Raw genomic sequence first — 12086 nt, forward strand, 5'->3', positions numbered from 1 at the left:
ATGGCTCTTCTCGAAGCGCCGCTTGGCCCGCCTCTGATCTTGGGAGAGGTTCTTCTGGATTGCTTCCCTGACAGGGTGGTGCTGGGAGGAGCCGCTTTGAATGTGGCCTGGAACCTCAAGGGACTGGGGTTGGATCCCCTCCTGATTAGCCGCATTGGCCAGGATGAGGCAGCAGAACAGGTGTTGAGGGCGCTGCGGCGGCAGGGGCTACGTCTAGAGGGGCTGCAGCGGGATCCAGCTCACCCCACCGGTCAAGTCCAGGTCACCCTCGACAGAGAGGGAATCCCAACCTTTGCCATCCTGCCGGAGCAGGCCTATGACTTCATCGAGCTGGATCCGGCTGTCCTTAGGGCCTTCCAGCCCAGCCTCCTCTACCGGGGTAGTCTGGCCGCACGGCAAGAGTCAGCCCACCGCCATTTCCAGGAGGCCATCCTGGCTTTAGGCTGTCCGGTGTTTTTGGACCTCAACTTGCGGGATCCCTGGTGGCACCCAGGCCCCATCCGGGAGATGCTGCGCACCTGCACTTGGCTGAAGCTCAACCAGGCGGAGCTAGAGCAAGTGGTTCAGCTGGAAGGGATCCCTGGCGGGGAGGTGGTGGAGCAGGGGCAGCTCTTGCGGGCGCAGTTGGGCCTCAAGGGCTTGTTCCTAACTTTGGGGGCTGCAGGCGCGTTCTTGTTTACGGCTGAGAGGGTGTATCGGGCGGAGGCGGTGCCAGCGCTACGGCTGGTGGATACAGTAGGGGCAGGGGATGGGTTTAGCGCTGTGGCCATCCTAGGCCTGCTGCGAAGGTGGCCAGAAGCAGTACTGCTGCAGCGGGCAGTGGAGTTTGCCGCAGCCATCTGTGGAGTTGCGGGGGGTGCACCCCAAGACCCAGAGTTCTATAGCCCTTTCCGCCAGCGGTGGGGGCTCTAGGAGCTACTGAAACTGGCGCCAGTGGAGCTGGGCGTAGCGTCCTCCTTTAACCAGGAGCTCGCGGGGGTTGCCCTGCTCTAGAAGTTGCCCCTCTTCGAGGACAAAAACGCGATGGGCGCTGCGCACCGTGGAGAGGCGGTGGGCAATAACAAAAACGGTACAGCGCTGCATGAGCCGCTGCAGGGCCTCCTGCACCAAGGCCTCTGACTCGTTATCCAAAGCGGAGGTCGCCTCGTCCAGGATGAGAATCTTGGGGTTGAGCAGCACAGCGCGGGCAATAGCTAGCCGCTGCCGCTGACCGCCAGAGAGGGTGATCCCACGCTCGCCGATTCGGGTGGCGTAGCCCTCAGGCAGGCTCTCAATGAAGCTATCAATATTGGCCACCCGGGCCGCCTGGCGCACTGCCTCCAGGTCAACGTGCTCCTGGCCATAGGCGATGTTGCTGGCAATGGTGCCGGAAAAGAGGGTAATCTCCTGGGGGACGATGCCAATTTGGCGACGCAAACTTTTGAGGGTGACGGTGCGGATATCGATGCCGTCGATGCGAATACACCCCTGCTGCGGATCGTAGAAGCGAGGGATCAAATTCACCAAAGTCGACTTGCCGGCCCCGGAGGATCCCACTAGAGCAACAATCTCGCCGGGAGCTACCTGAAAGCTGATGTCTTTAAGCACCGGCTGACCCGGCTTGTAGGCAAAGGAGACCCGATCGAACTCCACCCAGCCCTGAATCGGCGGCAGGGGGCGGGCGCCAGGCAGCTCGCGCACGCGGGGGCGGGTATCTAGGAGCTCAAAGATCCGCTCCACGGAAGCCTCCCCTTGCTTTAGGTCGCTGTAGTTATTGGTGATGTGGACAATGGGATCGATGAGCAGAGCCACCCCCGCAATGAAGCCGAGGAACTGGCTGCCGGTCAGGTTGCCCTCGCTAATCTGCCAGCCCCCTACCCAGAATACCCCCAGGACGCTCATGGCGTAGAGAAAGCCCACCACCGGGTCTTGGATGGCTTTGACCTGTTCGGTTTGAAAGCGAGCCAGGCGGTTGCTTTCGGCCAGGGCGCTGAAGCGGCGGATCTCGTAGTCCTCGGCAGCAAAGGCGCGGGTGAGGCTGACGGCGGCAAAGACTTCCGTTAACAGAGAAGACAGGTCGGCCATGCTCTCCTGGTTGCGGCGAGAGCGCTGCAGCAGCCGCTCTCCAAACCAACTGATCAAGGCGCCCATCAGGGGAGCAATCACCAGGGTGGCTAGGGTGAGGATGCCGTTGAGGTAGAACAAGTAGGCCACCACGGCTAGGATGGTGAGCACGCTGGGGATAAAGCGGTGGAAAAACCGCTGTACCACCTCCCCCACCCGATCCAGGTCGCTGGTGAGGCGATAGACAAGGTCACCCGTGCGGCTCCCGGAAAAATAGTCCACGTCCAATCCTTGCAAGTGGGCGTAGACCCGCTGCCGCAGCTCCAACACCATCTGCAGGGAGGCCCTGGCCATGAGGGTGTCCTGGCCGTACTGGAAGGCGCCACGCACTAAGAAGAACACCACCCCAATCAAGGCCGACGTCCGCAGTTGCCTGAGATCCCCAGCGCCAATGGAGCGAGCCACCCACTCGATCAAGTAGGCAAGGGCAGGCATGGTGAGGACAAAGCCGAGGGTACAGACTAGCCCCAGCAGCAACATCCACAGATGGGGCCGAATGAAGGGAAAGAGACGGCGATAGCTACGCAGCGGCTGCACCAAGGGCCATCCAAAAGGCTTCTGCCCCGATCAGCTTAGCGGAGATTAGCTCCTCAACGGCTGCCGGGATCCCCTCCTAGCAGCTTTTTTGCGGGATCTGAGGGAAACTGGCTCTCCTTTGGCCTCCCCCTGCCATCTTTTGCGCCAACGGCGCCAGCGGGAGACCAGGCAATCGCTAAGGCTGTGGTTGACAGATCCCAGCTCCAGCCCTAGGCCCACCCACCCCAGGGTCTCGGCGTGGGCTTGCAGCCACTGCCAGAGGTTGTCCCGCCAGATCCCCGGCTGCCACGGCCACCAGCCCAGGTGGGATCCCAACCAGGCGGCGGTCAGGCCTACCCCTGTCACCCACAAGCCCAGGTAGAGCAGCCGCAGAGCAGTGCCCACCAGCGGCCCGTGGGACCAGAAGGAGCGGTGCCGCAGCCAGCGGCGGTAGGGAAGCCAAATCCAGCGCAGGAACAGCCAGCGGCGATACTGGCGAGAGTCAGTGTCCAGATCCCCGGAAAACATCAGGCCGCTGAAGAGATAGGCCGACCCCACCGCCAAAGCCACAGCGGCACTGTTGCCCAGCAAAGCCGCTGCCAAGGTAATGCCGGGAGCTGTCCAGAGGATGAGGCGATCGTGGGTGGATCCCCAGGGCATAAAGAGCGCAGCCCTCCCCTGGAGCTGAGTCTAGCCGCAAGTGGGGGAAAAAGCAGGGATCCCTCGATTGAGGCGATCCAACACCTGCAACTGCCGGTAGAGCATCTCCACCCGCGGCATTTGGACTCCAGCCTGCTGGGCATAGCGGAGAGGGTTGGCAAAAATAGCCTCCAGCTCCAGGGGACGCTTGCGCTCGTAGTCAATCTTCATGCTGGTGCGGTAGGGGACCATCTTCTCGGTGTTAGCCAGCATCTCGGGAATTAGGGAAGGGGGAAGCCGGCGACCACAGGCCGCAGCTCCCTCCACCACCTCTTGCATCAGGGCTTCTGCCAGGGCGCGGGCTTCCGGATCCCGGATCATCTGCTGGGTGTCGGCATTGAAAACAACCGAGAGGCCATTGAAGGGAATGTTCCAGACCAACTTCTGCCAGCGGGCCTCCATCAGATCCGGCGAGAGGGAGGTAGGGATCCCAGCCCGTCGAAAATCGGCCTGGATCTGTTGCAGACGGGGCGTGATCCCCTGGGGGGCATAGCCAGGGCCATATTCGGCCAGCAGTACCGAGCCATAGTCGAGGTGGCGGATATGGCCAGGGCCAACTTTATTGGAGCTAATGAAACAGAGGCCACCCACGACGCGCTCAGGGCCGACACAGTTGGCAATCTCCGGCTCTGCGCCCAAGCCGTTTTGCAGCAGGATCACCACGCCCTTTTCAGCCAGCACAGGCGGCAGCAGCCGGGGCAGAAGGTGATTTTGGGTGGCTTTCAGGGCCACGATTACTCCCTCACAAGGGGGCATTGCCTCCACGGAGGCGTAGGCATTGACCTGGGGCAGGTGAAAGTCTCCCCAGCAGGATTCCACCCACAAGCCGTTTTGGCGCACCTGCTCGTAGTCGCTATGGAGCAGGAAATGCACCTCAAAGCCGGCCTGCTGTAGCTTGGCCCCGTAGAATCCTCCCACGGCGTCACTGCCCAAAACCGCATAGCGGCGGCTTTCCGGCAACTGGGACATCGCAAAACCTTGAGCCGATATCCCCACCCTAGCGCACTCTGGAGAGCTCACTCAGGATCAGGGTTGATCAGCAGCACCCGCTCCTCGCCGTCGGTTTCGCGCAGGTGCACCTTGACCATTTGCTCGGGAGTTGTGGTCAGCCTATGGCCGCAGTAATCCGGCTGAATGGGAAAGTGCCGATGGCCGCGGTCAATCAGCACGGCCAAGCGCACCCGTTCTGGGCGCCCAAAGTGGTTCAGGGCCTCCAAAGCCGCCCGAACAGTGCGGCCGTGAAAGATAACGTCGTCCACTAGCACCACCTCTTGGCCAGTGAGATCCCGGGGCATTTCACTGCGATCGGGAGTGCGCAGCCGGCCAGAGCCCAGGTCGTCGCGGAAGAAGGTGATGTCCAACTCCCCTACCTGGGGCGGTATCCCAAACAGCTCGGCTATGCCATCCCGGAGCCGGTAGGCCAAAGGCACCCCGCGGGTGCGGATGCCGATCAACACCAGCCTGTCCAGGTGGGGGTGATCCCTGCCAATGGCCGCCGCCAAAGCCGCCATTTGCCTAGCCATCTCCTGGGCATTGAACACCTCGGTTGTGGACATGGACAGTTGAGGCCGACCTATAGGAGCCCAAGTTAGCCCAGATCCGCAGCCAGTAGGATAGGATATAAAGCCCTAGAAGGGAGAGATCCGCCATGTCCACTGCAGTGTCCGCTACAGGTCCAGCTTCGACGGAGAAAAGAGGGCCTAGGTGGGCCCGCTGTTTACGGGCCGTGCTGGCGGTTCTCCCTCTGCTGGCCTTGGGGTTATTCCTGCTGGGATCCCCGGCCTGGGCGGAAGACTACAGCAAGCGGGAGCTGCAGGGGGCAGACTTTGCCGGACAAGACCTGAGCGGCTGGAAATTTCTCAAAGCCAACCTGCGACAGAGCAATCTCAGCCACGTGAAGGCGGCAGGAGCCAATTTTTTCGGAGCCAACCTCAGCAAAGCTAACCTACGCGGGGCGGATCTGCGCGGCGCCACCCTGGACATGGCCAATTTGCAGGGTGCTGATCTGCGGGAAGCCCAACTGCAAGACAGCATGATGTGGCTGGTGCGGGTGGAAGGGATCGAGATCGAGGGAGCAGATTTTACCAATGCCCTAATCCGCAAGGATGCCCTCGCCATCCTCTGCGAGCGGGCTAGCGGCGTTAACCCGGTTACCGGCCGGGCCACCCGCGACACCCTTGGGTGCAACTAGCCCTCACCCCCAGCCCCCCTCCCTGGGAGAGAGGGGCGAAACTTTGGAAATAGCCCTAGCTTACGAGCTGGGGGCAGCCGCCTCTGAGGGGGCAGGCTTGCGCTGAAACTGACCCAGGAGCGAGTTCCAGGCTATGCGTGCCATGGACAGCAGCCAGTTGCCCTCCAGCTCTCTAAACAAGTCCATGTTGAGCTTGAAGGCGTAGTTGGCTTCTGCCACAATGCGCTCGATAGTAGCCTGGTCCAGCCCCAGCGCATCCAGTTGAGCGCGGTAGCGCTGCTTAAACTTGCCCTCGTGCGGGATCTGTTCAAAGTCGTAGAAGGCGGTGCCTTCCCCCGGTGGCAGGCGCAGGGCCCGGCGGGCAATGTTTTTCAGGATCTGGCCGCCCGACAGGTCGCCAATGTAGCGGGTGTAGGCGTGGGCAATCAGCAGAACCGGATCTTTTTCCACCACTTCTTGAATGCGGTTGACATAGACTTGGCAAGCGGGAGAGGGCTTGACCACAGAGGACCAATGGGGACCGATGAAATAGTTCAAATCTTTCTCTAGGCTGGCCTTGCGCCACAATTCGGGGTAGTAGAGCTGACCCACTATCGGGTGCTCTCGCAACCGCGCAAACCCCTCTTCCAGCGCACTGTAGACAAAGTAGAAATTGCCCACGTAGCGGCTGTAGGTACGCCTATCAACCACTCCCTTGAGGAAACATTTGATAAAGGTCATATTCTCGGCCATGGTGTGGGACTGCTTGGTGCCCTCCCGCAACTGGGTTGACAGGCCAGCGTTTTGATTTTCTTGGCTGGGCAAACCTTTACTCACAAAACCCTCCTTGTAAAAAGTTGCTTGGCTCCGGCCATTGACCGGCTTATGGAGGCAGCGAGGGATGCCTCAGCAGCAGACCCGGCAAAGGCAACGCAGACCGCTCGCTGCGGCAGCTAAACGCCCTTCTCCGGGGCTCGATGCTTCTTTTTCCCCGCCATCCCTATCTAAGCAGCACTCGACTGGCGGTCAATGGCTTAAGCTTAGAATAATCCGCCCGAGTGTGAATGGATGTGAACAATCCTTAAGGCAGGTTGGAGAGGAAGCAGAGCTTGCTAGCTCCCAGGCTAAAGGCAGGAGTTGCCGCCAACCCTTGTAAAGTTCGTTGACGATCGTTGGCGGGGCTTCTATAATTGGAGGCCTGACTGCAGCGCAAGCCCTGCTAAGCAACGCATGAGCTCGTTAGCTGTTCCCTCCCCTGTTCTTACCTTACCTGACCTGGTAGAGATTCAGCGGGAAAGTTTCCTCTGGTTTTTACGGGAAGGGTTTGAAGAGGAGCTCCTGAGTTTTTCTCCCATCGTCGATTACACCGGCAAGCTGGAGCTGCACTTTCTGCCAGACTACCGGCCTGGGGATCCCTCCAAGGGGTACAAGATCAACAAGCCGCGCTACGACCCAGAGGAGGCCAAGCGGCGGGATGCCACCTATCAAGCCCAAATCCGGGTGCCGACGCGCTTAATCAACAAGGAGACGGGCGAAATCAAAGACATGGACGTCTTCATGGGCGAGCTGCCCTTGATGACGGATCGAGGCACCTTCATCATCAACGGCGCGGAGCGGGTGATCGTCAACCAGATTGTGCGCAGCCCCGGCGTTTACTACAAGGCGGAGCTGGACAAAAGTGGCCGCCGCACCTATAGCGCTAGCCTCATTCCCAACCGTGGTGCCTGGCTGAAGTTTGAGACGGACAAGAAGGGGCTGGTGTGGGTGCGCATCGACAAAACCCGCAAGCTCTCAGCAGCAGTTTTGCTCAAAGCTTTGGGCCTAAGTGACTCGGAGATCTACGACAGCCTGCGCCACCCCGAATTTTTCCAAAGGACCATGGAAGAGGAGGGGCACTACAGCGAAGAAGAGGCGCTGATGGAGCTCTACCGCAAGCTGCGGCCCGGGGAGCCTCCTACGGTCTCTGGCGGCCAGCAACTGCTGGAATCGCGCTTTTTTGATCCCAAGCGCTACGACCTAGGCCGGGTAGGGCGCTACAAGCTCAACAAGAAGCTCAACCTGACGGTGCCCGAAAATGTTCGGGTGCTTACCGTTACCGACATTCTGGCCGTTATCGACTACCTCATCAACTTGGAGTACGACATTGGCCAGGTGGATGACATTGACCACCTGGGCAATCGGCGGGTGCGCTCGGTGGGCGAGCTGCTGCAAAACCAGGTGCGGGTGGGCCTCAACCGCCTGGAGCGGATTATTCGCGAGCGCATGACGGTTTCCGAGTCGGAAAACCTCACCCCTGCCTCGCTGGTTAACCCCAAGCCCCTAGTGGCAGCTATTAAGGAGTTCTTCGGCTCCAGCCAGCTCTCCCAATTCCTGGATCAGACCAACCCCCTGGCAGAGCTGACCCACAAGCGGCGGCTGTCGGCTCTGGGCCCTGGGGGGCTGACGCGGGAGCGGGCTGGCTTTGCCGTGCGGGACATCCACCCCAGCCACTACGGGCGCATCTGTCCCATTGAAACCCCCGAAGGGCCCAACGCCGGGTTGATTGGGTCCCTTGCTACCCACGCCCGCGTCAACCAATACGGCTTTATCGAAAGCCCCTACTACCGCGTCGAGAACGGCGTGGTGCGCAAAGACCTGGGGATGGTCTACCTCACCGCCGACGAAGAGGACGAGTACCGCGTGGCGCCAGGGGACGTGCCGGTGGACGCCGAAGGCCGCATCACTGCCGAGGTGGTGCCCGTGCGCTACCGCCAAGAATTCACCACTGCTCACCCCAGTGAGGTGCACTACGTACAGGTGTCGCCGGTGCAGGTGATCTCGGTGGCCACCTCGTTGATCCCCTTCCTGGAGCATGACGACGCCAACCGCGCCTTGATGGGAGCCAACATGCAGCGCCAGGCGGTGCCCCTGCTCAAGCCAGAGCGGCCCTACGTGGGCACAGGCCTGGAAGCCCAGGCAGCGCGGGACTCCGGCATGGTGGTGGTGTCGCGCACCAACGGGGTGGTGACCTATGTTTCCGCCGATGAAATCGTGGTGCGGCCCGAGGATGGGGGAGATCCCATTGTCTACCGCCTGCAAAAATATCAGCGCTCCAACCAAGACACCTGCCTCAACCAGCGTCCTCTGGTCTACGTGGGGGATCGGGTAGTGGCCGGCCAGGTGCTGGCTGACGGTCCAGCAACCGAGGGCGGCGAGCTGGCCTTAGGCCAGAACGTGCTGGTGGCCTACATGCCCTGGGAGGGCTACAACTACGAAGACGCCATCTTGATCAGCGAGCGGCTGGTCTACGATGATGTCTTCACCTCCGTGCACATCGAGAAATACGAAATTGAGGCCCGGCAGACCAAGCTGGGGCCGGAGGAGATTACCCGCGAGATCCCCAACGTGGGGGAAGATGCCCTGCGCAACCTGGACGAAAACGGCATTGTGCGCATTGGGGCTTGGGTGGAAGCCGGCGACATTCTGGTGGGCAAGGTTACGCCCAAAGGGGAGTCGGATCAGCCTCCGGAAGAGCGGCTGCTGCGGGCCATTTTTGGGGAGAAAGCTCGCGATGTGCGGGACAACTCCCTGCGCGTGCCCAACGGTGAGCGCGGGCGGGTGGTGGATGTGCGCATCTTTACCCGCGAGCAGGGGGATGAGCTGCCGCCGGGGGCCAACATGGTGGTGCGAGTTTACATTGCCCTCAAGCGCAAAATCCAGGTGGGAGATAAGATTGCTGGCCGCCACGGCAACAAAGGCATCATCTCCCGCATTTTGCCGGTTGAGGACATGCCCTATCTGCCCGATGGCACGCCGGTGGACGTGGTGCTCAACCCCCTGGGAGTGCCCTCCCGCATGAACGTGGGCCAAGTGTACGAGTGCCTGCTGGGCTGGGCCGCGGAGCACTTGGGGGTGCGCTTTAAGCTAATGCCCTTCGATGAAATGCACGGCCTGGAGGCTTCCCGACTGACCGTGGAAGCCAAGTTGCGGGAGGCGCGCGAGAAGACCGGCAAGGACTGGATCTTCAACCCTGAGGGCAAATACTGCGGCAAGGTGCAGGTGTTTGACGGCCGCACGGGCGAGCCCTTCGACCAGCCGGTTACGGTGGGCCGGGCCTACATGCTGAAGCTCGTGCACTTGGTGGACGACAAGATCCACGCCCGCTCCACCGGCCCCTACTCGCTGGTAACCCAGCAACCGCTGGGGGGTAAAGCCCAGCAGGGTGGCCAGCGCTTTGGGGAGATGGAGGTGTGGGCTTTGGAGGCGTTTGGGGCGGCCTACATCTTGCAGGAACTGCTGACTGTCAAGTCGGACGACATGGTGGGGCGCAACGAGGCCCTCAACGCCATCGTCAAGGGCAAGCCCATTCCTCGGCCAGGCACGCCGGAATCTTTCAAGGTGTTGGTGCGGGAGCTGCAGTCCCTGTGCCTGGACGTCTCCGTGTACAAGGTGGAGGTGGACAGCAAAGGCCAGCCCCACCATGTGGAGGTAGACCTAATGGCCGATGTCTCGACCCGCCATGTCCCTTCTCGGCCCACTTACCAGTCAATTACGGCTGAGGATCTCTCCCCAGCAGCCAGGGAAGGCTTCGTAGCTAGCCGCAGCCGGGACGAGGAAGAAGACGAGGACGATTTTTAGGTGGCGCCAGGCAGGTTTCAGCCAAGGGAGGAAAGGGGGGAGGATCCCTCTCTCCTTCCTATCTAGGTGCTAAGGCAGCAAGTCAGGAGAAATGGCTATGGCCAGACCAGAGCAGCGCTTTGACTACATCAAGATTGGGTTGGCTTCTCCCCAGCGGATTATGGAGTGGTGCCAGCGCACCCTGCCCAACGGCCAAGTCGTGGGAGAGGTTACCAAGCCAGAGACCATCAACTACCGCACCCTCAAGCCGGAGATGGATGGTCTCTTCTGTGAGCGCATCTTCGGGCCGGTTAAGGACTGGGAGTGCCACTGTGGCAAGTACAAGCGCGTGCGGCACCGCGGCATTGTCTGCGAACGCTGTGGGGTGGAAGTGACGGAGTCGCGGGTGCGCCGCTATCGCATGGGCTACATCAAGCTGGCTGCCCCGGTTACCCACGTTTGGTATCTGAAAGGGATCCCTAGCTACATTGCCACCCTGCTGGACATGCCGCTGCGCGACGTGGAGCAGGTGGTGTACTTTAACGCCTACGTCGTGGTGGATCCGGGCAATGCCCCCAACCTCTCCTACAAGCAGCTGCTGACGGAGGATCAATACCTTGAGATCGAAGATCAGATGTACGAGGAGGGATCCAACCTGCAGCTGCCGGAAAACTGGGCCATGATTGGGGCCGAGGCCATCGAACGCCTGCTCAAAGACATTGACCTAGAAAAAGAGGCGGAGAAGTTGCGCGAGGAAATCGCCAGTGCCCGCGGCCAGAAGCGAGCCCGCCTGATCAAGCGGCTGCGGGTCATCAACAACTTCATTGCCACGGGAGCTCGGCCTGAGTGGATGGTGCTGCGGGTGCTGCCGGTCATCCCTCCCGATCTGCGCCCGATGGTGCAGTTGGATGGGGGCCGTTTTGCCACCAGTGACCTCAACGACCTCTATCGCCGCGTGATTAACCGCAACAACCGCCTGGCGCGCCTGCAGGAGATCATGGCGCCGGAGATCATTGTGCGCAACGAAAAGCGCATGCTGCAGGAGGCGGTAGATGCCCTCATTGACAACGGGCGGCGCGGGCGCATGGTGGTGGGAGCCAACAATCGTCCCCTCAAGTCCCTGTCGGACATCATCGAGGGCAAACAGGGCCGTTTTCGGCAAAACCTGCTGGGCAAGCGGGTGGACTATTCAGGGCGCTCGGTGATTGTGGTGGGGCCCAACCTGCGCATGCACCAGTGCGGCTTGCCCAAAGAGATGGCCATTGAGCTATTTCAGCCCTTCGTCATCCATAAGTTGATCAAGCGAAATATCGTCAACAACATCAAAGCCGCCAAAAAGCTCATCCAAAGCAATGACCCGCAGGTTTGGGACGTGCTGGAGGAGGTCATCGACGGCCACCCAGTTTTGCTCAACCGCGCTCCCACGTTGCACCGCCTCGGGATCCAAGCCTTTGAGCCGGTTCTGGTGGAGGGGAGGGCAATTCAGCTCCATCCCTTGGTCTGCCCCGCCTTTAACGCTGACTTTGACGGCGACCAGATGGCTGTCCATGTGCCTCTGTCCTTGGAAGCCCAGGCGGAAGCGCGCCTGCTGATGTTGGCCACCAACAACATCCTCTCCCCAGCCACCGGTGCCCCCATCATTACCCCTACCCAAGACATGGTTTTGGGCTGCTACTACCTGACAGTGGACAACCCCGAGGCACCCGAGGTTAACGACCGCTATTTTGCTAGCCTGGAGGATGCTCTTGTCGCCTACGACCGCGGCATCATTGGCCTGCACAGCAAAATCTGGGTGCGCTACAGCGGCCCGATGGAGTTGGGCAAAGGAGAAAAAGAGTCAGAGCCCCAGATTGTCGAGGAGCCAGGCGGTACCCGCCTCAAGACCACCAACTACCGCCGCATCCGCGAGGATCAAGAGGGCAACGTTATCAGTCAATACATTCGCACTACGCCAGGCCGGATCATCTTCAACAAGACGGTGCAGGACATTCTGTTGGCATAA

Annotated in this window: 9 protein-coding genes; 4 read left to right on the forward strand and 5 right to left on the reverse strand. The window is 60.8% G+C overall.

The features are described 5' to 3' along the window. Positions 1-912: a PfkB family carbohydrate kinase gene (locus NW806_RS04885; RefSeq protein ID WP_414410229.1), complete on the forward strand. Its 912-nt coding sequence runs from the start codon at positions 1-3 to the stop codon at positions 910-912. A gap of 3 nt (positions 913-915) precedes the next feature. Here NW806_RS04885 and NW806_RS04890 read toward each other — a convergent pair whose 3' ends face one another. Genes NW806_RS04890 through pyrR form a run of 4 tightly spaced genes read right to left on the reverse strand, consistent with a single transcriptional unit; the run spans position 916 to position 4874 of the window. Next, entirely contained in the window at positions 916-2640 is a 1725-nt protein-coding gene (locus NW806_RS04890; RefSeq protein ID WP_414410230.1) for an ABC transporter ATP-binding protein, read from the reverse strand. Between the two features lie 45 nt (positions 2641-2685). Beyond that, positions 2686-3279 (reverse strand): metal-binding protein, encoded by a 594-nt coding sequence (locus NW806_RS04895; protein WP_414405163.1) that lies wholly within the window; start codon positions 3277-3279, stop codon positions 2686-2688. Positions 3280-3309: 30 nt separating this feature from the next. After that, positions 3310-4287: a putative 2-dehydropantoate 2-reductase gene (locus NW806_RS04900; protein ID WP_414410231.1), complete on the reverse strand. Its 978-nt coding sequence runs from the start codon at positions 4285-4287 to the stop codon at positions 3310-3312. Positions 4288-4334: 47 nt separating this feature from the next. Beyond that, on the reverse strand, positions 4335-4874 hold the full coding sequence (gene pyrR / locus NW806_RS04905; protein WP_414395964.1) for a bifunctional pyr operon transcriptional regulator/uracil phosphoribosyltransferase PyrR: 540 nt from the start codon (positions 4872-4874) through the stop codon (positions 4335-4337). A gap of 170 nt (positions 4875-5044) precedes the next feature. Here pyrR and NW806_RS04910 point away from each other — a divergent pair, with 170 nt between their 5' ends. After that, positions 5045-5509 (forward strand): pentapeptide repeat-containing protein, encoded by a 465-nt coding sequence (locus NW806_RS04910; RefSeq protein WP_414410232.1) that lies wholly within the window; start codon positions 5045-5047, stop codon positions 5507-5509. Positions 5510-5569: 60 nt separating this feature from the next. Here the strand turns inward: NW806_RS04910 and NW806_RS04915 are convergent, their stop codons facing one another. After that, entirely contained in the window at positions 5570-6283 is a 714-nt protein-coding gene (locus NW806_RS04915) for a heme oxygenase (biliverdin-producing) (RefSeq protein ID WP_414410256.1), read from the reverse strand. Between the two features lie 435 nt (positions 6284-6718). Between NW806_RS04915 and rpoB the strand changes: the two genes are divergently transcribed. Beyond that, positions 6719-10105: a DNA-directed RNA polymerase subunit beta gene (gene rpoB / locus NW806_RS04920; protein ID WP_414410233.1), complete on the forward strand. Its 3387-nt coding sequence runs from the start codon at positions 6719-6721 to the stop codon at positions 10103-10105. 97 nt (positions 10106-10202) lie between these two features. Next, positions 10203-12086, forward strand: a complete 1884-nt coding sequence (locus tag NW806_RS04925; RefSeq protein WP_414410234.1) for a DNA-directed RNA polymerase subunit gamma — start codon at positions 10203-10205, stop codon at positions 12084-12086.

Source organism: Synechococcus sp. W65.1 (genome assembly GCF_047461615.1).
GTDB lineage: Bacteria > Cyanobacteriota > Cyanobacteriia > Thermostichales > Thermostichaceae > Thermostichus.

Coding starts and splice junctions, on each gene's coding strand:
- NW806_RS04885 (WP_414410229.1), top strand. CDS start 1: ATGGCTCTTCTCGAAGCGCCGCTTGGCCCGCCTCTGATCTTGGGAGAG.
- NW806_RS04895 (WP_414405163.1), bottom strand. CDS start 3,279: ATGCCCTGGGGATCCACCCACGATCGCCTCATCCTCTGGACAGCTCCC.
- NW806_RS04900 (WP_414410231.1), bottom strand. CDS start 4,287: ATGTCCCAGTTGCCGGAAAGCCGCCGCTATGCGGTTTTGGGCAGTGAC.
- pyrR (WP_414395964.1), bottom strand. CDS start 4,874: ATGTCCACAACCGAGGTGTTCAATGCCCAGGAGATGGCTAGGCAAATG.
- rpoB (WP_414410233.1), top strand. CDS start 6,719: ATGAGCTCGTTAGCTGTTCCCTCCCCTGTTCTTACCTTACCTGACCTG.
- NW806_RS04925 (WP_414410234.1), top strand. CDS start 10,203: ATGGCCAGACCAGAGCAGCGCTTTGACTACATCAAGATTGGGTTGGCT.